This is a genomic window from Streptomyces sp. NPDC007917 (assembly GCF_042959105.1).
In the GTDB taxonomy this organism is placed as follows: Bacteria; Actinomycetota; Actinomycetes; order Streptomycetales; family Streptomycetaceae; genus Streptomyces.
Genome location: NZ_JBIBKK010000014.1, coordinates 204,826 through 223,548, shown reverse-complemented (window position 1 = coordinate 223,548; position 18,723 = coordinate 204,826). Strand labels below are relative to the sequence as shown.

The 18,723-nt window shown below is 69.5% G+C and carries 16 protein-coding genes and 6 pseudogenes; 10 read left to right on the top strand and 12 right to left on the bottom strand.

Annotated features, from left to right (window positions below; all coding sequences use genetic code 11):
* Positions 1-45: 45 nt before the first annotated feature.
* Positions 46-1,452: a UDP-N-acetylmuramoyl-tripeptide--D-alanyl-D-alanine ligase gene (gene murF / locus ACFZDL_RS27710; RefSeq protein ID WP_353596615.1), complete on the bottom strand. Its 1,407-nt coding sequence runs from the start codon at positions 1,450-1,452 to the stop codon at positions 46-48.
* Positions 1,453-1,752: 300 nt separating this feature from the next.
* Between murF and ACFZDL_RS27705 the strand changes: the two are divergent.
* Positions 1,753-2,043, top strand: a pseudogene (locus tag ACFZDL_RS27705) (gamma-glutamyl-gamma-aminobutyrate hydrolase family protein); the annotation flags it as partial.
* Here the strand turns inward: ACFZDL_RS27705 and ACFZDL_RS27700 are convergent.
* The 3 genes and pseudogenes from ACFZDL_RS27700 to ACFZDL_RS27690 form a co-directional block, all read right to left on the bottom strand.
* On the bottom strand, positions 2,000-6,178 hold the full coding sequence (locus ACFZDL_RS27700) for a trypsin-like peptidase domain-containing protein (RefSeq protein ID WP_353596609.1): 4,179 nt from the start codon (positions 6,176-6,178) through the stop codon (positions 2,000-2,002). The pseudogene ACFZDL_RS27705 and the gene ACFZDL_RS27700 sit on opposite strands and share 44 nt — an antisense overlap.
* An 8-nt stretch (positions 6,179-6,186) precedes the next feature.
* A complete protein-coding gene (locus ACFZDL_RS27695) occupies positions 6,187-6,501 on the bottom strand; it encodes a trypco2 family protein (RefSeq protein WP_353596610.1) in 315 nt (104 codons plus the stop codon).
* A 217-nt stretch (positions 6,502-6,718) separates the two neighbouring features.
* A pseudogene (locus ACFZDL_RS27690) lies at positions 6,719-7,300 on the bottom strand (transposase); the annotation flags it as partial.
* Positions 7,301-7,316: 16 nt separating this feature from the next.
* Between ACFZDL_RS27690 and ACFZDL_RS27685 the strand changes: the two are divergent.
* Positions 7,317-7,658, top strand: a pseudogene (locus ACFZDL_RS27685) (hypothetical protein); the annotation flags it as partial.
* Positions 7,659-7,825: 167 nt separating this feature from the next.
* On the opposite strand, the gene ACFZDL_RS27680 reads toward ACFZDL_RS27685, so the two are convergent.
* Positions 7,826-8,755, bottom strand: coding sequence for an NAD(P)H-binding protein (locus tag ACFZDL_RS27680; RefSeq protein ID WP_353596611.1), 930 nt, complete (start codon positions 8,753-8,755; stop codon positions 7,826-7,828).
* 237 nt (positions 8,756-8,992) lie between these two features.
* Here ACFZDL_RS27680 and ACFZDL_RS27675 point away from each other — a divergent pair, with 237 nt between their 5' ends.
* Entirely contained in the window at positions 8,993-9,139 is a 147-nt protein-coding gene (locus ACFZDL_RS27675) for a hypothetical protein (protein ID WP_353596617.1), read from the top strand.
* Here ACFZDL_RS27675 and ACFZDL_RS27670 read toward each other — a convergent pair.
* Positions 9,132-10,337 (bottom strand): IS110 family transposase, encoded by a 1,206-nt coding sequence (locus ACFZDL_RS27670; RefSeq protein ID WP_391192657.1) that lies wholly within the window; start codon positions 10,335-10,337, stop codon positions 9,132-9,134. The genes ACFZDL_RS27675 and ACFZDL_RS27670 overlap by 8 nt on opposite strands.
* Before the next feature lie 233 nt (positions 10,338-10,570).
* Positions 10,571-10,732: pseudogene (locus ACFZDL_RS27665) on the bottom strand (type I-E CRISPR-associated protein Cas5/CasD); the annotation flags it as partial.
* Positions 10,733-10,801: 69 nt separating this feature from the next.
* On the opposite strand from ACFZDL_RS27665, the gene ACFZDL_RS27660 reads away from it, so the two are divergent.
* Positions 10,802-11,047: a hypothetical protein gene (locus ACFZDL_RS27660; RefSeq protein ID WP_353596612.1), complete on the top strand. Its 246-nt coding sequence runs from the start codon at positions 10,802-10,804 to the stop codon at positions 11,045-11,047.
* A gap of 2 nt (positions 11,048-11,049) precedes the next feature.
* Here the strand turns inward: ACFZDL_RS27660 and ACFZDL_RS27655 are convergent, their stop codons facing one another.
* Entirely contained in the window at positions 11,050-11,241 is a 192-nt protein-coding gene (locus ACFZDL_RS27655; RefSeq protein WP_353596613.1) for a hypothetical protein, read from the bottom strand.
* Between the two features lie 237 nt (positions 11,242-11,478).
* Here ACFZDL_RS27655 and ACFZDL_RS27650 point away from each other — a divergent pair, with 237 nt between their 5' ends.
* Complete coding sequence (locus tag ACFZDL_RS27650) at positions 11,479-12,117, top strand: flavin reductase (RefSeq protein WP_391192629.1); 639 nt, start codon at positions 11,479-11,481, stop codon at positions 12,115-12,117.
* A gap of 76 nt (positions 12,118-12,193) precedes the next feature.
* A pseudogene (locus ACFZDL_RS27645) lies at positions 12,194-12,541 on the top strand (transposase); the annotation flags it as partial.
* Between the two features lie 120 nt (positions 12,542-12,661).
* On the opposite strand, the gene ACFZDL_RS27640 reads toward ACFZDL_RS27645, so the two are convergent.
* Positions 12,662-12,919: a type II toxin-antitoxin system Phd/YefM family antitoxin gene (locus tag ACFZDL_RS27640; protein ID WP_353597335.1), complete on the bottom strand. Its 258-nt coding sequence runs from the start codon at positions 12,917-12,919 to the stop codon at positions 12,662-12,664.
* 102 nt (positions 12,920-13,021) lie between these two features.
* On the opposite strand from ACFZDL_RS27640, the gene ACFZDL_RS27635 reads away from it, so the two are divergent.
* Positions 13,022-13,246: a hypothetical protein gene (locus tag ACFZDL_RS27635; protein WP_353597336.1), complete on the top strand. Its 225-nt coding sequence runs from the start codon at positions 13,022-13,024 to the stop codon at positions 13,244-13,246.
* 353 nt (positions 13,247-13,599) lie between these two features.
* Here ACFZDL_RS27635 and ACFZDL_RS27630 read toward each other — a convergent pair whose 3' ends face one another.
* Positions 13,600-15,642: a hypothetical protein gene (locus tag ACFZDL_RS27630; RefSeq protein WP_391192651.1), complete on the bottom strand. Its 2,043-nt coding sequence runs from the start codon at positions 15,640-15,642 to the stop codon at positions 13,600-13,602.
* 459 nt (positions 15,643-16,101) lie between these two features.
* Positions 16,102-16,317: a hypothetical protein gene (locus ACFZDL_RS27625; RefSeq protein ID WP_353596951.1), complete on the bottom strand. Its 216-nt coding sequence runs from the start codon at positions 16,315-16,317 to the stop codon at positions 16,102-16,104.
* A gap of 26 nt (positions 16,318-16,343) precedes the next feature.
* Here ACFZDL_RS27625 and ACFZDL_RS27620 point away from each other — a divergent pair, with 26 nt between their 5' ends.
* Positions 16,344-16,487: a hypothetical protein gene (locus tag ACFZDL_RS27620; protein ID WP_353596950.1), complete on the top strand. Its 144-nt coding sequence runs from the start codon at positions 16,344-16,346 to the stop codon at positions 16,485-16,487.
* A gap of 7 nt (positions 16,488-16,494) precedes the next feature.
* Here the strand turns inward: ACFZDL_RS27620 and ACFZDL_RS27615 are convergent, their stop codons facing one another.
* Complete coding sequence (locus ACFZDL_RS27615; RefSeq protein ID WP_353596949.1) at positions 16,495-16,956, bottom strand: MarR family winged helix-turn-helix transcriptional regulator; 462 nt, start codon at positions 16,954-16,956, stop codon at positions 16,495-16,497.
* Positions 16,957-17,017: 61 nt separating this feature from the next.
* Here ACFZDL_RS27615 and ACFZDL_RS27610 point away from each other — a divergent pair, with 61 nt between their 5' ends.
* Entirely contained in the window at positions 17,018-17,929 is a 912-nt protein-coding gene (locus tag ACFZDL_RS27610) for an LLM class flavin-dependent oxidoreductase (RefSeq protein WP_353596948.1), read from the top strand.
* Between the two features lie 267 nt (positions 17,930-18,196).
* Positions 18,197-18,544 (top strand): annotated as a pseudogene (locus ACFZDL_RS27605) (Tn3 family transposase); the annotation flags it as partial.
* Positions 18,545-18,723: the final 179 nt, after the last annotated feature.

Below are 18,723 nucleotides of genomic sequence, written 5' to 3'. Positions count from 1 at the left end.
CCTTCGCCATGGTTGCGTCCAGCACGGACATCGGACTCATTTCATCTAGCGGTCGCGGCTGCTGGCCACGGCGTCAGGCTGGGTCAAGCACACCGCCGTGTGCTCCAGCCCGACACTGTGGGAGCCCTTTACCAGGACGATGTCCCCCGGCTGGATCATGTCGTTGACCAGGGTCAAGGCGTGGTCCCGGTCGTGGGCGCCCACCACCTTCAGCTGGGGGTTGCTCTGCTGGGCAGCATCCGCCATCGCCCGCGCGTCGTCATCGCCGACCGCGATCAGCACGTGAATGCCGGCGGCGGCGACGAGACGGCCGACTTGCCGGTGCTCCTCGCCGCCGTCGGCACCGAGTTCCTTCATCTGTCCCAGGACCGCGATGGTCCGGCGCCCGTCCGCCATGGCCTCAAGGGCCATGAAGGCTGCCTTCATCGAATCGGGGTTCGCGTTGAACGCGTCGTTGATGATCCGCACCCCGTCGGGCCGGTCGGTGACCTCCATGCGTCCCGACGCCATCAGGACCGCGCGGGACAGCGCAGCCGCCGTCTTCTCCACGCCGGCGCCCAGCCCGACTGCGACGGCTGCCGCGGCCAGCGCGTTCGACACGTGGTGCACCCCGTGAAGAGACAGGCTGACCCGCGCCCTGGTGCCGGCGGCCGTGAGGGTGAACGAGGCCCGGCCGGAGATATCGAGGGTGACATCCACGGCCCGTACGTCGGCGTCGTTCTCGACCCCGAAGGTCAGCACGCGGGCAGAGGTACGCGAGGCCATGGCGGCAACCAGCGGATCGTCAGCGTTGAGGACCGCGAGCCCGTTCGCTGGGAGTGCTTCGACGAGTTCGCCCTTGGCCTGGGCGATCTGCTCCTGGCCGCCGAACTCGCCGACATGGGCGGTTCCCACGTTGAGGACCAGACCGACCGAAGGCGGGGCGATACGGGTCAGGTGGGTGATGTGCCCGATGCCACGGGCGCCTATCTCCAGCACGATGTAGCGAACGCCCTGATCCAGGTGGGTCACCGCCAGCGGCATGCCGATCTCGCCGTTGAACGACTTCACCGTCGCGATCGTCGGCCCGAGCTCGGGAAGGACCTGCGCGAGCAGATCCTTCGTGCTGGTCTTGCCCGCCGAGCCGGTCAGCCCGATCACCGTCGCCTCCGGCACAGCGGCCAGCACGGTGCGGGCCAGTGCGGCGAGCGCGTCCAGCACGTCATCGACGACCACCGCCGGGACACCAACGGGGCGGGCAGCCAGGACCGCCACCGCCCCGGCTTTCACCGCGTCCGCCGCGAAGGCGTGCCCATCGGTGTGCTCACCGGGCAGCGCAGCGAACAGACCACCGGGCTCGACCGTGCGCGAGTCGACCACTGCGGGCGCGGTCACCAGCACGGACGCATCCGGCACGTCGCACAACCGGCCGCCGACAGCGGCCGCGACAGCTTCGAGCGAAAGGGGGATCATGAAACGCACTCCGAATCAGCAGGGCCCGCCCGGCGCGGCCAAGCGCCCACCGGTTCACTCCACCCGACCGTAGTGCCCTCAAGGGCCGGCGCATTCGAGACAGGCCAGGACACCGAGGAAGGAGCACTACGGCGATGCAGTCTCTGGAACCCGGCCGACGCCGTCGTCCGGCGGCAGCCAGCGAGCGAGCGATCCATGAACTGACCTGGCACCGCTGGTGCCGCTCCGGGCCGAGCCACATCCTGGTGGCTCGGCCCGCACCCGCAGCGCACCTGCCCAAGCCGTCGCCCGGTGCTGAACGGCGACGGCGGCGTCTTCGAACATCACGCGGTCAAGCCTGTCCCGGGCACCCTGCTGGCGCGGATCACGCCGGATGCGGTGTCCGTGCCGACCTGCCACCACCAGGCCGTGGACCGGCTGGGCGAGGGCCTGGTGGTCTCGGCGCACGCGACGGCGGACGGGACGGTGGAGGCGGTGGAGGTGCCGAGGGATTCGGGGTTCGCGCTCGGCGTGCAGTGGCACCCGGAAGCAGGCGACGACCTGCGGGTCATGCGGGCGCTGGTCGAGGCGGCGGCTGCGGCGCGGGGCTGAGGGTTTCCGCGTCGGCGGCCTCGTCCACCTCGATGCCCAGGTGCGCGAAGACGACGTCGCGGACGGGGCGGATGGCGCCGGTGTCCAGCTCGGCGAGGACGGGCAGGGCCTCGTCCCAGTGCTCGGTCAGCAGGACCTTGCGCAGTTGCTCGCGGGCGCGGTCGATGCGGTCGGCGTCCGCCGGGGGCCTGGGCATGACCAGCTCGATGCAGCCTCGCGTCAGGCCCCACGCGCCCCGGTCGAGCCACGGTCGCCAGGGCAACCCGGCGATCGTGGCGGCCATGGCCGCCCGGGCCTCGGGTTCTTCCCCCTCGTAGTGCAGACCCTCCACCAGCGCCTCGGCCTGGTCGTACTCGCCACAGGCCGCGTGCACAAGGGCGCGTGCATCCCCATCGTGTGGTCCGCCGGTCTCACGGGCCGGTGGACCGATGACCTCCGTCGCCCGCAGTGGCCGTTCAGGATCCGTCCAGGCCACGAGCAGGGTGGCCGCCATATGCGAATCGGCGTAGAAAAACCGGGACACAGGATCGCAGTCGGCGATCTCCCGTCGCAATGCCTCCCGTAGCGACCTGGCCCGCTGCGGAGCCCTTCGCCCGACCGCGAGGAGAAGCTCCACACAGTCACGGAGGTGCGTGTCGCGGTCTGCGGACTCGGTCAGCTGCCGCTCCAGCACGCGCGCGATGTCCTCGGCCAGCTCCGGGCTGAGCTCCCACAGTGCGGCCACCAGCGTCGGCGACGCCTCGGCGGTGCCTCCGAGGCGGACACGCGCGAGCAGAGCCGACCGTCGCTCCATGAGGCCGACACGGGCCAGTGCATAGCTGACGGCCCGTGCGGCGTGGTGAGTGGTCGGGCCGGCGTGTTCACCGTCAGCCGTCAGCCGACCTCCCTCGTACTCCAGTTCGTCGGCCGCAGCCTCGGCCAGCCGCCTGGCAGCTCCGAGGTCGGAGGAGCTGAGCACCATCGCCATGGTCGCCAGCACCTCGATGTGTTCAGCTGGGTCGGCGAGCCAGCGGGCCAACCGCTCGGCGTGGCGGAAGTCGCCGACCATAGCCAGGGCGTGGGCAAGTGCCCGCAGCTGTCGTTCAAGCCAGCGATCGTCGGTGAGGGGTCGGCGGGCGGTCTCCAGCGCTGTTTCCAGCAGGCTCGCCGCCCGGTCGGTATCGCTGCCCAGAATGTGCCCCGCCACCGCGCCCAACGCCTCCGCAGCCAACCGGGGAGAGCCGATCGTCGCGGCGACCCGCTCGGCCTCGTCGAACGCTCCGGCCGAGGCCAACTCACCAGCGGCCGTGACGCGGACATGGGAAGGCACCTCACTCTCCCCATGGACGGCCCGCAGAACCCGCGACGCCCGTTCGACTTCCCCTGCTCGCGCCCAGCCTGCGGCGATGATGGAGCAGGCCCGCATATCAGCAACACGGTAGGCATCCGCCAAGTCCTGCGCCTCCTGGGTGAGCCCGCAGTCGACCAGAGCGCGTACCACCCAGCCGACCCCTGAGCGGCCTACCTCCTCGTCCTCGGTACCGAGGAGAGACTTGACATCCGAACTCGCCTTCAGGGCCAGTCGGGCGGCGGCTTCCGGTCGCGTACGGCAGATGGCGGACGCCACCATCCAAAGGGCGGGCCCCGCAGCGTCGAGAGCCGATTCCTCCACCTGATCGAGAAGCGCAGCGGCATGTGAGGGGTGAACGGTGGCGTAGGCCGCCGCCACGGTACCCAGCACACTGATACGTCCCTGGTAGACCTCCAGCGATTCGCCCGCCGCCCAAACCCTCTCCAGAATGTCATCGGCCAGGCGCGCGTCGTACGGACGCACGGCCGCCGCGACCTCCACACAGGCGGTCGCCGCTTCGGCCGTCATGCGGTAGGAGGGTGTCGCGGACACAATATCCTCCGGGCCGTCCCCGTACTCGATGTCCCATTCCGTCTCCCGTAGGGTCTCTGCGACTTCGAGCGCTTCAGCTCCTCGTCCGAGGGTCGCCAGCACCACCGCAGCCGCCCGGATGACCTCCGCTCTAATCTCGTCGACCTCATCAGGGGGCATGTCCCGGACGATATACGCGAGTTCTCGGGCCTCCCCCGCCAACTCGGCCGCACGCGCGTCGCCCGCCTCGGCCATCGCCTGGGCCACCCCCACCAGCGCCCGCGCCCGCCCAGCGGCCGAGAAGACGCTTCTCGCCAGCCCCTCCGCGCGCTGGATCCGCCCCAGCCGTGCCATGACGACCGGGAGGTTCCAGGGAAGGGAGGCGTTGCGGCTGGACACCAGGTCCTCGGCCGCGCCCAGCGCCGCCAGATGACCAAGGTCGTCGGGCGCCTGCCGCTCGATCATGGTGCGCACCGCGTCGATCTCGGCGAGGGCCGCGCCGTCGCTGCCGCCCACCCTGCGCATCCGGTCCTGCCGCCGCGCGTCCGTGGCCAGACGGGCCGCCCGTTCCACATCCCCCAGTCCGGTCACCATCCGCCCGTACTGCCGCAACAGATACGGCGGCGTCTCCTCGGGCCACCCCCGCTCCCGGTACCCGTCCGCCCAGCCGTGGATCCGCTCCCGATAGGGCCCGACATCCAGCCCCAGCATCTCCACCGCCGCCGCGAACAGCGTCTCGTGCGCGAACAGATACCCCCGCTCGTCGAGTTCCCTCGCCGAATCACCCCGGAGCCGCAGGATCCGTCCGAAGACCCCGTTCACCCGCTGCCGCACCTCGTACAGCTGCCGCCTGGTCAGCTCGCGCAGATCCTCGGGCCGCAGGCTGCCGCGCGCAGCAGCCAGCAGGCCGACGATCTCCTTCTCCAGGTCGTCACCCGCCAGCGCGCGGGACAGTTCGAACCGGGCCTCGTGCTCCAGGTCCATCACGATCCCCGTGCTGCTCAGGGTCTTGATCGCACACCGCCGCAGCGGGTGGCCGGGGCCGACGTCCAGGGGCAGGTCGGGGTTGGGGCGGCTGGTGACGAGCACGCGGACGCCCGGGGGCGGGCGTTCCGGGAGGAGGGAGGCGATGCTGGGGCCGGGGGTGCCCGGGGTGCGGGCGGAGTGGTCCTCGTCGAGGCCGTCCACGACGAGCAGCAGCGTGGCGCCGTCCTCGGCCACCCGCTCGGCGGCCTCGGTGAGCAGCGCTCGGCGCTCGCCGTCGCGGAGGGCGGGCGAGGCGTGGGCGGAGGGCTCGCGGCCGACGAGGGCGGCGAGCTGGTGGACCAGGGCCTCGGTGTAGGCGGTGCTGTCCGCCTGGCCGGCGAGCCGCGAGGTGATGAAGAACGAGACCGGCACCACCCCGCGCGGCGGGTTCAGCGCGAACGACGACACCAGCGCCGTCTTGCCCGCCCAGGGGCGTCCCTGGATCCAGCGGTACGGTTCCGGGCCCGCGCAGAACTCCATCAGCTCCCGGAGTTCGTCGCGGCGCCCCGCCAGCCGAGGCGGCGCGATGTCCCGCAGCAGCGCCTCGTACCCGGCCTTGATCCGGCCGAGGCCGGACGGCGGAACGACATCGGGGAGCCGCTCCACGGCCAGGGAGCAGCCCAACAAGTCCTCCAATCGGGCGAGTTCGGCAGCGGTCAGCTTCTCGGCCCAGCGGTCCGCCCGGCTCACCGCGAGCCGCCCGCCCCCATCCTGGACGTGGTGGGCGACCACGACCCCCACGATCCGGCCGCCACTGAACACCACGGCCCCCGACATGCCGCCCCAGTCGCCCTTCGGGGCGGGCGCGCGCACGTCCAGAGTGCCCTCGCGCCGGTTGGAGAGCACGGAACACTTTCCCCGCACATGCTCGGTGTCGCGGTAGGCGCCTCCTCCCTCCTCGTCCCGCAGCTTGAAGGCGGGGAAGCCAACCGCGCCGCAGGACAGCACCGCGTCGTGCTCGCCGACCCGGCCGAACCGCGCCACGGCCGTCTCCTGGGCGGCTGCTCCGGGCACCGAGAGGACGGCGATGTCGGGGCCCGGGTGCCGGAAGACCACCTCGGCGTCGTGGGTCCGCTCACCCGGGCGGTCCGCGTCGAACCGCACCCGCACCCCGGCCGCGCCGGCCACCACATGAGCGGCCGTCAACACCACCCCCGGCCCGACCAGGTAGCCGGAACCCCGCTTGCCGGGGCCCGCCGAGGCCGTGACGATCACTTCGGCCACCCGGCCGACCTCCAGCCCGGGCACGGCCTGCCTCAGCGCTCCCCGTCCACCTCGGCGCCGGAGATCCGGGCGGTGGTAGCCGTACCGCCGGGACCCGTCATCGTCGGCTGGAGGGTGAGGGAGATGCGCTGGGTCTCGCTGGTCGAGTACTTGCCGTTTCCGCCCGCCTCGACGACCCAGAAGCGGACCTTGCCGTTGGCCCCGCCCTCCTTCGTGACGGCCACCGTGACCTCGATCTCGATCGGGCCGAAGTCGAACTTCAGCGCCTCGTGCGCGCCGTCGGCCGCGGCGGCGGTCAGCTGCGCGCGCAACTCGCGGATCATCTCTGACAGTTCGATCTCCGCCACGGAGTGCCCCCTCGTCGCTCGTCCCGGAGGACGAAATCCTACAAGGGGGGAATGGGCGATCGGCCCGCCGGGGGGAGTTCCGACGGGCCGATCGGGAGAGAGAAGAGACGGGAGACGAGGCGTCGGCTAGTAGGACTCCGTTAGGTCTGTCTTGATCTTGGTGTGGTCCTGCTGGGCAGGGGTTGGTGGCAGGTGGTGCAGATGCCGGTCCAGCAGTTCAGCAGGTCCTGGAGGGCGTCGAGGGTCTGGTAGAGGGTGAGTTGGGTGTGTCGGCTTTTGGGGCGAGCCGCTGTTCGGTGAGGAAGGCGTGGGCGGCGGTGACCAGGGTGGCGTGGTGGTGCCAGCCTCTCCAGGAGCGGCCTTCGAAGTGGTCCAGGCCCAGACCGTGCTTGAGTTCGCGGTAATCGTGCTCGATGCGCCAGCGGATCTTCGCCAGGCGGACCAGCTCCGGGATCGGGGTATCGTCGGGCAGGTCGGACAGCCAGAACCGGGTCGGTTCGTCCTCGCCGTCGGGCCATTCGGCCAGCAGCCGCACCTCGGGCAGAACGCCGTCCCACCGGCCGTGCCCGGCCACCGCGGCGCCCTGGGCCAGCCGACGCGAGCGCACCCCGGCCGGCCGGACCCGCACCGTCAGGAAGCGCGAGGTCATCGGGCCACGGGAGCCTTCCCGCCAAGTCACCTCCTGGAAGGCTTCCCGTCCGGCGGCCACTGCCAGTTCCGCCACCGTCACCGGTGGCATCCGGTAACGTGCCCCTATGTCTTTGGTCAAGGGAAACGGGGGTGCGTCGGGTCGGTGGACCGGGCAGCGTGGCGGGGTGGCTGATCTGCTGTGGGATGACGTGAAGCGCTTCTTCGACCCGGACTTGATGGGGTCGCTGCCGGACGTGCGTGTCCCGGATGCCTCGGTGGAGGACTGGCAGGCGGTCTTCGATCTTGTCGCGGAGAAGGGCTGGAAGTGCCAGTACTCCGAGGGAGAGACGGTGCTTCCGGTGCCCCGGGCGGAGGCCGTGCTGTCCCGGCCGGCGGATGCCGAGTGCCCGGACCTGCGGGTCTGGCCGATTGCCGACGTGTTGGCGATCTTCCGTTTTCATGCCGACGATGAAGTCGACTTCGACGTCGACCTGCGCGAGTTGCAGGGCCAGGATCGACTTGATGTTGTGACTGAGCACTACATCTGTCCAATGAGCACTGGACTTGTCGCGCTGTGCATTCGAGTTGGCGGGCAGGGTAGCCCTCGCCAAGGCTCTCCGTCGGCGTCGTACACCGCTCCTGTGAGTACGGTGATGGTCGTGCTGCGCACGGTGAGCGCCGCCTCGTCCTCGGATCAGCGAGTGAACAGCTCGGGGTTCTTGCGGACGAACCCGGATACTCCTTCGGCGGACCGCCCGGTGATCTCCTCCATGCCGTCTGCCTGGCGGTCATAGCGCCCGGCCACGTGCAGGCGAGCCATGGTGGAGATGTGCTGGAGCACATGGGCCGGCAGTCCCAGCGCCGCGAGATCATTGTCGAGCCATTCCTGCAACGGGACGTCGGTGTAGCCGACCGTGCGGTGCAGAGCGTCGGAAATGTCCGCAGCCAGAGCGGCAACGTCCTGTGATCGGGGACCGGTCAGCTCATAGGTCCGGCCGATGCGCCCGGCCGGATCGGCCAGAATCTCCTCGACGACCGCGGCAACGTCACCGGCCGCGATCGGGGAGGTTCTCGCCTCGCCGAAGGGCCATCTGATCATGCCGTCCTTGGCGATCGAGGCAAACACGGTCTGGAAGAGCGGGTTCTCCATGAAGACGGTGGGCCTGACCTGGACCACGGGCAGGCCTGACCAGCCGAGAACCTGCTCGACCAGCCACTGCTGACGATGCTGATGCGAGTCGGAGCCGCTGGTGGCGTCCATCTCGGAGACGGTCAGCTGCGACATGTTGACGACCGCCTCCAGGCGTCCGTAGGCGCGCGCGACGGCCGCTGTGGTCACGGCGGCCAGCAGATACTGGGCCGACACGGCCATGCCGAAATACATCCGGCCACAGCCGTCGAGGGCGTCGGCGACGTCACAGGCATGTGTCAGATCTCCGACCACGACTTCGGCACCCGTGGCGCGCAGCGCCTGGGCACGGTCGTCATCCTGGCGCACCAGAGCACGCACCCGGAAGCCCCGGCGCCGCAGCCCTTGGACCACGGTTCTGCCGACGGCACCGACGCTGCCCGCAGCACCCGTCACCAGGATGGGCCGCATGCCTGCTTCCGGACTGGAGTCCATGGGGGCAGTCTGCGGCCCGTACGGCCAGGGAGCAAACCGGGTCGGCGTCCGGGGGAAACCTGGACTCCTTCCGGCACGCGCTGGAGCGCCTGGACCGGGCGCACTACATCGACGACGGCTACTACGGGCACCTGTGCGAGGGGCGCTGGGCCACTCGCCGGCCACCCGGTGACGCTGGGCCCCGAACTGTGCATCGCATGTGTCCATCCGGGCCACCTATCGTGCACAGTCACAGATGTGTTCTGCGGCTTCCTTCGGGAGATCGGGCGGCGGCTGGGCAAGCCGGTGCTGATGGACCCGGAAGGCGACTATGGCGATCCGGTGCTCGGCTTCGATGTCGAGTCCGATCGAGTCGTTCTCCTCGCAGACCCGCAGGTCAGGTGACCGATGCAGACGGCTGTGGTTCGTAGAAGGTTCCGTCGCGGAGCATTGCGAACAGGACGTCGGCCCTGCGTCGGGCGAGGCAGAGCAGGGCTTGGGTGTGGTGCTTGCCCTGGGCGATTTTCTTGTCGTAGTAGGCCCGGGAAGCGGGGTCGCCCAAGGCGGCGAACGCGGAGAGGAAGAAAGCCCGTTTGAGCTGCTTGTTTCCTCTCCTGGAGGGCTGCTCGCTGCGGATCGAGGAACCTGAGTTCCGGGTCGCCGGGGCGAGTCCGGCGTAGGCGGCGAGGTGGCCGGCGGACGGGAAGGTGCTGCCGTCGCCGACCTCGATCAGGATGCGGGCTCCCGTCCTGACGCCGACTCCTGGCATCGACGTCAGGACTTGGGAAAGAGGGTGGGCCTCCAGCAGTTCCTCGATCCGCCCGGCCAAGAGTTTCCGCTGGTCAAGCACGGCCGTCAGCGAGCCGGCCAGGCTTGGGACGATCAACGCGGCCGCCTCAGTCCCCGGGACCGTCACGGTCTGCTCGTCCAGGGCGGCGAAGATCTCCTCGACCAGCCGCTCGGCCATCCTCGGCGCCTTCGGCCGCAGCATGGTGATCAGCCGCCGGCGTCCGGCCTTGCGGATCTGGGCCGGTGACCCGAACCGTTCCAGCAGTGTGAGGACGGCCGGGTGCTGCAACCGCGGTCCCAGCACCCGTTCCAGCGATGGATGAATCTGGGTCAGCAGGCCGTGGAGCCGGTTCGCGACCCGGGTCGCCTCACCCGCCAGGTCGTCGTCGAACCCGACGATCATCTCCAACTCGGCGATCGTCTCGTCCTCGCCGTCGATCGCCCGCAGCGTGTGCGGCATCGCCCGGGCGGCGTCGGCGATGATGAACGCGTCTCTCGCGTCCGTCTTCGCCTCACCCGGGTAGAGGTCGGCGATCCGCCGCATCGTCAGGCCGGGCAGGTAGGCGACGGGACAGCCCATGTCGCGGGCGACCGCCAGTGGCAGGGCGCCGATCGAGGCCGGCTGGTCGACCACGACGAGCACCATTCCGTGCTTGGCCTGGAGTTTCGCGAACAGCTCGCGGAGCTTGGGCTCGGTGTTGGGCAGTCGCTTGTCGAAGGCTGTCTTCCCCGCCGGGGTGACGGCGGTGGCGTGGTGTTCGCCCTTGCCGACGTCCAGGCCGAGGAAGACGTCGATGTCGCCGGTGTCGATCACATGCAGGCCCCTCCATCACGCTTTCGTCCGACCTTGCCACGGCACCGAGCTGCCACATCCACGTTACGGAGAGCTCTTCCGGCTCGGGTGAAACCGGTACTCAAGCCCCTCATCAGCGGTCCGTCGATGCCTCCGGACCCGGTGACACCATCCCCCGGATCATGAACAACAAGGGGGGGGAAGTCATGCCGGACCCGAAGGCCGGAGGCCCCATTGCGGAGCCAACGAAGACGGTAACGGGGGGACGATGCCTGGGCCAGGGGCAGGTGGATCAGGTGGTGCAGCGGGTTACGGACCACTCCGTCGCCGATGAGCAGCGGGCCGTCGGGTGGGCAGGAGCGTCGTCCCAGGTAGAGCGGCCAGACGGGTGCTTTGAGCGCGGTCGCACACGCGTGCCTTCCTCCAGCCCCACGGCTGTTCCTTCCTGCGCTACTACCCGAGTCGATCACACGGGGATGTGCGGAATGCGGTACGGCGTGGTGGTGGAGGAGCTCGCGGTGGAGATCATGGCGCAGCTGCCGGACGACCAGGCTCGGAAGGAGGTGATGGCGCTCGTGGAATTCGCGCGGATGGATCCACAGGCTGGGCCCGACGTCCGCGACCCGGGCTCCGTGGAGGAGATCCGGGAGGCGTTCGGCCGGCTGTGCTGGATGCAGTTCATGCCGCACGCAGATGCGATCGAGGTCCGTGACATCGGGTGGGCGGGCTGATCTCAGGGCAGTCGGCGGCGGAGGTCCTCGGGCCAGTCCCGGAGCCGGTCCGCAAGAAGGAGGTTGTCGCCGCGGCTGACGATCTGCAGAAGCATGGCCCACACGGTCGCTTCGGCGGCGAGGCCAGCCAGGCTGCCCAGAACAGGTTTTTGCAAGTCGCCGGGGGTGCGGACGAACAGGCGGTGGTCGAGCATGTCCCGTTTCATCTGCGCGGCGGAGGCCGTGGGCAGGCCGGTGGCTCCTAGCATTGACCGCTAGGAGCGTGTCCCAGTAATCAACGCCGGGCCTGTCATCGGGCGGCTGCTCTGCTCGCCCGAAACTTGATGTCGTATTACCGCCAGCGTTGGCGTCTCGCTCGCGAGAGAGTCAGCGACGGTTCGTGTTCCTGATCGCGGACCTGTCCGTCTGACACTCTGCGAAAGGCACAGCGCATGCATGTCGTCCCCGGGCTCAAGGTCCTGTACTTCGGAACGCCCGTGGTGCTGATCAGCTCACTCAACGAGGACGGCACAGCGAACCTCGCGCCGATGTCCTCAGCGTGGTGGCTGGACCAGTCCTGCATGCTCGGTCTCGGCAACAACGCCCAGACCACCGCGAACCTGCTGCGGGAAGGCGAATGCGTGCTCAATCTGCCCTCGTCGGCGATGGTCGATGCCGTCGACCGGATCGCGCTCACCACTGGAAAGTCGGCCATGCCCGACTACAAGGAGAAGCAGGGCTACCGATACGAGCCGGATAAGTTCTCGACCGCGCAGCTGACGGAGCAGGCATCGGACCTGGTCCGGGCCCCCAGGGTTGCGGAATGCCCGGTCCAGCTGGAATGCAGGGTCGTCGCGGCCCATCCTTTCGGCGGTCCCGAACCGCATGCCACCGCCTTCGAGGTCGAGGTCCTTCGCGCCCATGTCGAGGAAAACTTGGTCATCCCGGGGACGCACTACGTGGACCCGCTCGGCTGGGACCCGCTGATCATGAAGTTCTGCGAGTTCTTCGGCGGGGGCCGCAACGTTCACCCGTCGAGACTCGCTGAGGGCTGGAACATGCCGCACCAGCTCCGGTCGGCGACCGCCTGACCAGGCATCCGGCGCCCTCGCTCACGTCTCGTGACCATTCATGCGGGATGATCACGGTATGCGTGATGGGGATGGGCTGTTCGAGGTCGGGCCGGTCGGGAAGAAGCGGCCGCAGGGCCCTGCGGCGGCGGTCCTCAAGACGTTTGGGGCGTTCGATCCGTATCAGGTCCTGCTCCTGCCGCCGTCGCTGGACGACTGGCTGCCCGACGAGGACCACCTGGCCCGGTTCGTCGCCGACCTGGTCGACGAGGTGCTCGACCTCGGGCCGGTCCTGGCCGACTACACCGAAAAGCGCGGCTGCCCTCCCTACGACCCGCGGCTGATGATGCGGCTGCTGATCTACGGCTACACCACCGGTGTCCGCTCCTCCCGGGCAATCGAGCACCGCCTGGCCGACGACGTCGCGTTCCGGTTCCTGGCCGCCGGCCGAGGCATCTCGGCAAGCAGGTCGACAGCGTCCATCAGCTGCCGCAGGCCGTCTGGGACGTCTTTGAGGAATCGGCGGCCGCGTTCACCGCGCCCTCGTCCCAGATGATCGCGTACGTCAAGAAGCGTGTCCGAGGCCGAGCTGGGCACGCACCTGCTCGTGCGGCACGCCGGTGGCCTCGCCGGACGCCTGCCGCGCCCGGTACTGCGCCAGCGCCAGCGCGTCCTCGAGGTCCGCCAGCTCCTGCGGGTTGATCAGGACCGCCGCGGGCTGGCCATGGTCGGTGATGGTGATGCGCTCACGGGCATGGGAGGCGCGGCGGACCATCGACCCGAACCGGGCGCGCGCCTCCGTGATCGACAACGTGTCACTCATGCACAGAAGTGTCCACTTCAGCCTCCTTGGATAGGCGCAGCTCAGACTCCAGAAGCCGCCAGGTGCAGGATGGGGCCGGCACGCCGAGGCGAGGAACAGCAGGTGGGGACCAAGCACCTCTGCCGGCTGCAGTTCGAGATGAACGGCCTCGTTGTCGAAGGCGAGTGGGCAGTCACCGGCACCGCCCAGGACGTGTGCACCGAATGGGTCGGCCTCTACGGAACCAGCCCAACTGTCGCGATCCAGCTCATCGAGGAGACCGACGGCCGCCGACGGGTACGCAAGACCTGGACGGCGCACGGCAAGGTCGAGGGCCCGGCATCCTGAGAGCGCCCATCCCCGCCCCCGCAGTAGGGAAGCATCTCTCCCCTGCCTGACATCGCGACCGGCCCTGCTGTTCAAGAAGCCCCATGCGCAACCCGGCCCGTCCCCTGGCAGCGCCTGGGCCGGCCCAGAACCTCCGACTGGCCAGCCACCATCACGCCCGACGGACAGCAGCACTTCCACATCACCCCAGCTGTGAGGCCTGACCCTGGTACGGCCCAGGCGCGTACGACGCCTTCTTGGGAGGGCGGGGCCGCCTGGGCAGCTCCGTACTGCTCAGCCCGCCATCGACTGGTCACCAGCAACGGACTCGGGCCTGGAACCTGGATGTCCATGCGCAGCGTCGATCCGCAGGCTCAGGCCGCCGTGGCCCTGACGCCCCCCTTGCCCCGGTAGTCCGAGGTCTGCGTCTTCTTCGTCTTCTGGGACGGCTTGGGCTGCTCGGTGCGCGTCGTGGTCTTGGCGGTGGTTGCCTTCTTCTGGGCGCGGAGCTTGGCGACCCGGTCGGTCACGCAGGTGTCGTACCCGCCGCACTCGGTACGGGCCTGCTGGTAGAGCGGGTCGGCGTTGGACTCCTGGGCCTTCTTCGTCGACTCCGCGATCGCCCTCGCGTTGCGGGTTTGGTGCTGGTCCGTCTGACGGGTCTTGGCGGTCGTGGTCTTGTGGACGTCCGTGGTGCGGCGCTGGTCGCTCTTGGTGGTGGTTGCCTTCTTCTGGGCGCGGAGCTTGGCGACCCGGTCGGTGACGCAAGTGTCGTATCCGCCGCATTCGGTGCGGGCCTGCTGATAGAGCGGGTCGGCGTTGGACTCGTTCGCCTTCTTCGTCGAGTCGGCGATGGCCTTCGCGTTCTGCTTGCGCAGCTTGTCGGTGCGCTCGGTGACGCAGGTGTCGTACCCGCCGCACTCGGTGCGGGCCTGCTGGTAGAGCGGGTCGGCGTTGGACTCCTGGGCCTTCTTCGTCGACTCCGCGATCGCCTTCGCGTTCTGCTTGCGCAGCTTGTCGGTGCGCTCGGTGACGCAGGTGTCGTACCCGCCGCACTCGGTACGGGCCTGCTGGTAGAGCGGGTCGGCGTTGGACTTGGCCGCGACCGCTTTCGCGGTGTCGAGCGCCTTTTGGGACTTGATCAGCTCGGGAGCGACCTGGCGGGTGGCGTCCTGCGTGAATCCCTTGGAGGTGTCGAAGCCGCGGAAGAGGACCTCGAGCTCGTTGTTGTCCTTGATCTCGTTGTAGTCGTCGATGATCCGCTTCGCCAGAGCCGGGTCCTTGCGTGCCTGCTCCAGCAGCTCCTGGTTCTTGCGGTCCAGATGGGCTGCGTAGTCCTGGCTGATGCCGTCCGCGATGACCCCGGAAATGGCGTCAGCCATCTGGCCGGTGCCCGTGCTGCCCCGGTACCCGGTCTTCGGCGTCTTGGGACCACTCCACCCCTTCCACGGCGCCGTGGGCCTGGTGGCGGTTGTGCTGCTGGTTGTCTTCGGCGTGGTCGGGGTCGTCGGGCTGGTGGCGTTCGTGCCCTTGGTCCCCTTCGGCGTAGCCGTGGGGCCGGCGGGGGTTGTGCCCTTGGTCCCCTTGGCCTCCGTGGTTCGCTTCGGCGTGGTCGAGGTGGCCTTCGGGTCGGAGGCGGCTGGTCCCGTCGGGGGCTTCTTCGGGTCGCGCGGTGTCGTACGCGTCCCGCCACTGTCGCCGTCGTCCTCCGGCGGTCCCTGGAGCCGGCGGCGGTCGGCCTCGGCCTGGGCCAGGTTCGCGCGGGCCGTCTTCAGCTGCCGCAGCTTCTCCCGGCGGTCCGGACGTGACTTCTTCGTCTCTTCCTCAAGGGTGCTGATCTTGTTCCTGAGGTCGCTGATCTTCGTGTCGAGGCCCTGGATCTCCGCCTTGACGCTTTCCCCATCCGGCCGGGTCTGCTTGACCTTCCAGTACTTCTTGTTCACGTACTTGGCCTGCCTGCGGGCTACGTCCCGGTCCTTCTCGAGCTTCTCCCGCTCGGCGGGAATCTGGGCCTTGTCGACCTTCTGGTTCAGATCGTGGATCTTGTCCCCGGCCCCGGTGACCTGCCGCCGCAGCCCGTCGGGGGTGTCCTGCGACCGCCGGTTGAACTCCTGCACGTCCTCCACGAGATTCGGTACGCCGTCCTTGAGCGAGAAGCTGGTCTTGCCCTTCTCCATCCACTGAAAGACGCGCTTGGCGGCGATCTGCCGGGCCAGCTTCCACTTGTAGTACGGGTCGTGCGGGTCCAGCGCCTCCGAGACCCAGGCCTCGTACATCTTCCACTGCCACTTGTTCCAGCGGCTGGGCTCATCGGAGGAGTCCGAGGTTGCAGTCGGCGGGGGCGGCGCGGCCGACGCCGTCGCCGCCGGCCCGATCAAGGCGAAGCCGACCGCGGCGATGACGGCCACCAGAGCCATCCGCAAGGACGCCGGCCAGCGGCGGGGCGCACGAGCCAGCCACCAGCCAGCCGTCCTCCTCCGGTGGGAACCGGTCTTACGCAAGGGGAAGTTCACGGGATTCCTCCTGAGACAAGGGCAGGTGAGGCGCCCGGCGGCCGAACCCGCCGAAGCTTCGAGTTCCGGCTTCACTTCGCAGTCCTGGACTGCTGAAGGAAGGCCTCGCGCCGGGCGCCGTCGAACGGCTGCGGAGCGGTACGAGAAGCCTCACGGGCCACCGGCCCCCGGCACAACGGATCAAGGCGTCCGGGACCGTCCGGATCCGTCTGAGACCGTCCCAGCCCAGGTCAACGCCCTGACCGGACACTTCCGGACACCCGGCCGAACCCCACCACCAACGTCAGCGGTCACGTGCGCGGCGAGTCCGGCCGGGCTCGCCGCGCGCCAGCTGGCGGCCCGCGTGCGGCGGCTGCCGGCGCTTCACCGCCTCGTGACGGCAAATCCGAGTCCGGTCACCAGGACCGCGGCAGCCGTTCCGCCGACTCCCAGGGGATCGGCGAGTGCCGGGTGTGGGTACGTGACGTAGACCAGGCCCGCCACGGTGAGCAGGATCACCGCCAGGGCGAGCAGCAGGAGGTACAGCCGCGTCTCCTCGGACCGGTCTTTGCGGCGCGAGGTGTTCGAGTTGGTGGTCATTCGTCCGGCGTCCTTCGTATTCGGGCGTGCAGAAGTCGCACGAGACGGTGGTCAGAGCTCTGCGGGACGCCAACCGCAAACTGCACGAGGAGAACGAACGACTCCGCAACCAACTCGCCGTGGCACTCGGCCAGCTCCGCGATCTCCGCCGAGGCATTCCGGTTGAATGAGGGCCTTTCAGGGCCCGTCCGGAGTTCTGATCAACACCTGCAGCGCCTTCACCAGACGCGCCGCGTCCTTCTCGCCGAGCGGGGCGAGAAACTCGCGTTCCGCCGCCTCGCGGGCGTCCTCCGCATCGGCCCGCGCCCGTCCGCCCCGCTCCGTCAACTCGACGACGTTGCGGCGGCGGTCCTCCTCACTGCGGCGCCGCTCCACCAACCCTTTGCCCTCCAGCGCGTCGACAAGCGCGACCATCGTCGTGCGATCCACGCCCAGCCGCCGCGCGGCCTCCAGTTGCGACAGCGGGCGGCCCGCTGCCAGCACCGCGAGCACCGCCAACTCCCGCGCGTCCAGCCCGAACGGGGCCAGTGCGGGCCCGGCATGCTTGGCCAGCTGCAGCTGCGCGTGCTTGAGCAGGTAGCCCAGCCGCGTGCCGAGCAGCTCCTCGACCGCGGCCCCGTCGTCGTCATTCTCCGCCATCCCGAAATCTTAACCACGACCTGATAGTCAGCAATGCTGACGATCATCTATGGTGATGGTCATGCCCACTGACGCACCCCATCGCGCTCTCCGCTTCGGCGTCAAGACGACGCCCATGCACCTGGCCTACGGCGACATCCTCCGCGTCTGGGAGGAGGCCGACGAACTGCCCGAACTCGACGACGCCTGGCTGTGGGACCACCTGATGCCGCTGGCCGGGCCGCCCGGCGGCGCAGTCCTGGAGGGCTGGACGCTGCTGGCCGCACTGGCCGCTCGCACCACCCGACTCCGTCTCGGCCTGCTCGTCACCAGCAACATGCTGCGCGCCCCCGCCCACCTCGGAAAGATCGCCACCACCGTGGACGTGATCTCCAAAGGGCGCCTGGTCATGGGCCTGGGCGTCGGCGGAACCCGGCAGCCCGACGGCCCCAACCCGGCCGTCGCCGAGTACGCCGCCTACGGCCTCCCGCTCCCGAGTCCCGGCGAGGGCCTGGCCCGCCTCACCGAGACGATCACCATTCTGCGCCGCATGTGGACCGAGGAGGTCTTCGATCACGACGGCCTCTTCACCACCCTGCGCGGCACCCGCAACGGCCCCGGCCCGGTCCGGCCCGGCGGCCCGCCGCTGCTGCTCGGCGGCTGGGGCGACCGCACCCTGCGCATCATCGCCGAGCACGCCGACATCTGGAACGTCCCCGGCCCGCCCCACAACGGCACCGACTGGATCACCGAGCGCGCCCGCGTCCTTAACGCACACTGCGCGACGATCGGCCGCGACCCCGCCGAGATCACCCGCTCCGCGCAGATCATCGTCGACTACGCCGACCCCGCCACAACCCGCGCCCACGTCCGCGCACTCGCCGCCGCCGGCATCCAGCACGTCGTACTCGCCCTGCCCCGCCCCTATCCGGACAAGGCCGCCCGCTGGCTTGTCGACGAGATTGTCACCCCTGTCCGCGAGAAGGGCGCCTGACCGGCCTTGGCAAGCAACACCGACAACCTCCTTGGCCGACACTGCAAGCCATGCGAATGCCCAGGCCAGTACACCTATCGACCTTGAGAGATACAGATAACAGCCTGCTCATCAGTGAAAAACTCCACCGGCATCCGGCGGACGGTAGCCACCGGGCCCCCACGACCAACGATCTTCCGGAGAAACCCGACGGGGCACCACGACCATGTGCCAGCCGACCAAAATCACTCTCAGCGCCAGCCACGGTTCCATGGATCCCCAGGGCCGGAATTTCGCCACAAGCCCGCCCGGGACGTGTGCCACGGCAAGCGCGGCACCATCCACCAGGCGTACCACGACGGGATGGAGGACCAGTCGGTGCGCTCGGCCTGGTCCTCAACGCCATCGTGCTCTGGACGGCCCGGTACCTCGACGCCGCCGTCGCCCAGCTCCGCGCCGAGAGCCAACGAGATCCCCGACGAGGACATTGCCCGGCTCACCCCGCTCAAGCACCGCAACCTGAACCTGCTCGGCCGCTACGGCTTCACCGCTTCTGCCCCGGCCGCCGGCGCCCTGCGCCCGCTGCGCGGCCCGGACGCGCCCGAGCTGGGCGAGGACGACGGCGGCCGCGACTGAGCCCGACTCTTCACCAGGGCGCCGGGTCAACGCCGCCGTGGAGCCGGGTTGTAGGTTGATCACTTGCGTCGCTTCGGTGTTTGGGCTGCTCGACGGCGGTGCGGAAAAAGATTTCGAAGAAAGCTGTCGTCGGATGTCGAGGACCCGTTTCCCGCTCCGACTGAGGGGTGACAGCGCGC

Bases quoted from the DNA above. Each gene is read 5' to 3' on its own strand.
- murF (WP_353596615.1), bottom strand. From the start codon at position 1,452: ATGATCCCCCTTTCGCTCGAAGCTGTCGCGGCCGCTGTCGGCGGCCGG.
- ACFZDL_RS27680 (WP_353596611.1), bottom strand. From the start codon at position 8,755: ATGGACTCCAGTCCGGAAGCAGGCATGCGGCCCATCCTGGTGACGGGT.
- ACFZDL_RS27660 (WP_353596612.1), top strand. From the start codon at position 10,802: ATGCGGTACGGCGTGGTGGTGGAGGAGCTCGCGGTGGAGATCATGGCG.
- ACFZDL_RS27655 (WP_353596613.1), bottom strand. From the start codon at position 11,241: ATGCTCGACCACCGCCTGTTCGTCCGCACCCCCGGCGACTTGCAAAAA.
- ACFZDL_RS27650 (WP_391192629.1), top strand. From the start codon at position 11,479: ATGCATGTCGTCCCCGGGCTCAAGGTCCTGTACTTCGGAACGCCCGTG.
- ACFZDL_RS27640 (WP_353597335.1), bottom strand. From the start codon at position 12,919: ATGAGTGACACGTTGTCGATCACGGAGGCGCGCGCCCGGTTCGGGTCG.
- ACFZDL_RS27630 (WP_391192651.1), bottom strand. From the start codon at position 15,642: ATGGCTCTGGTGGCCGTCATCGCCGCGGTCGGCTTCGCCTTGATCGGG.
- ACFZDL_RS27625 (WP_353596951.1), bottom strand. From the start codon at position 16,317: ATGACCACCAACTCGAACACCTCGCGCCGCAAAGACCGGTCCGAGGAG.
- ACFZDL_RS27615 (WP_353596949.1), bottom strand. From the start codon at position 16,956: ATGGCGGAGAATGACGACGACGGGGCCGCGGTCGAGGAGCTGCTCGGC.
- ACFZDL_RS27610 (WP_353596948.1), top strand. From the start codon at position 17,018: ATGCCCACTGACGCACCCCATCGCGCTCTCCGCTTCGGCGTCAAGACG.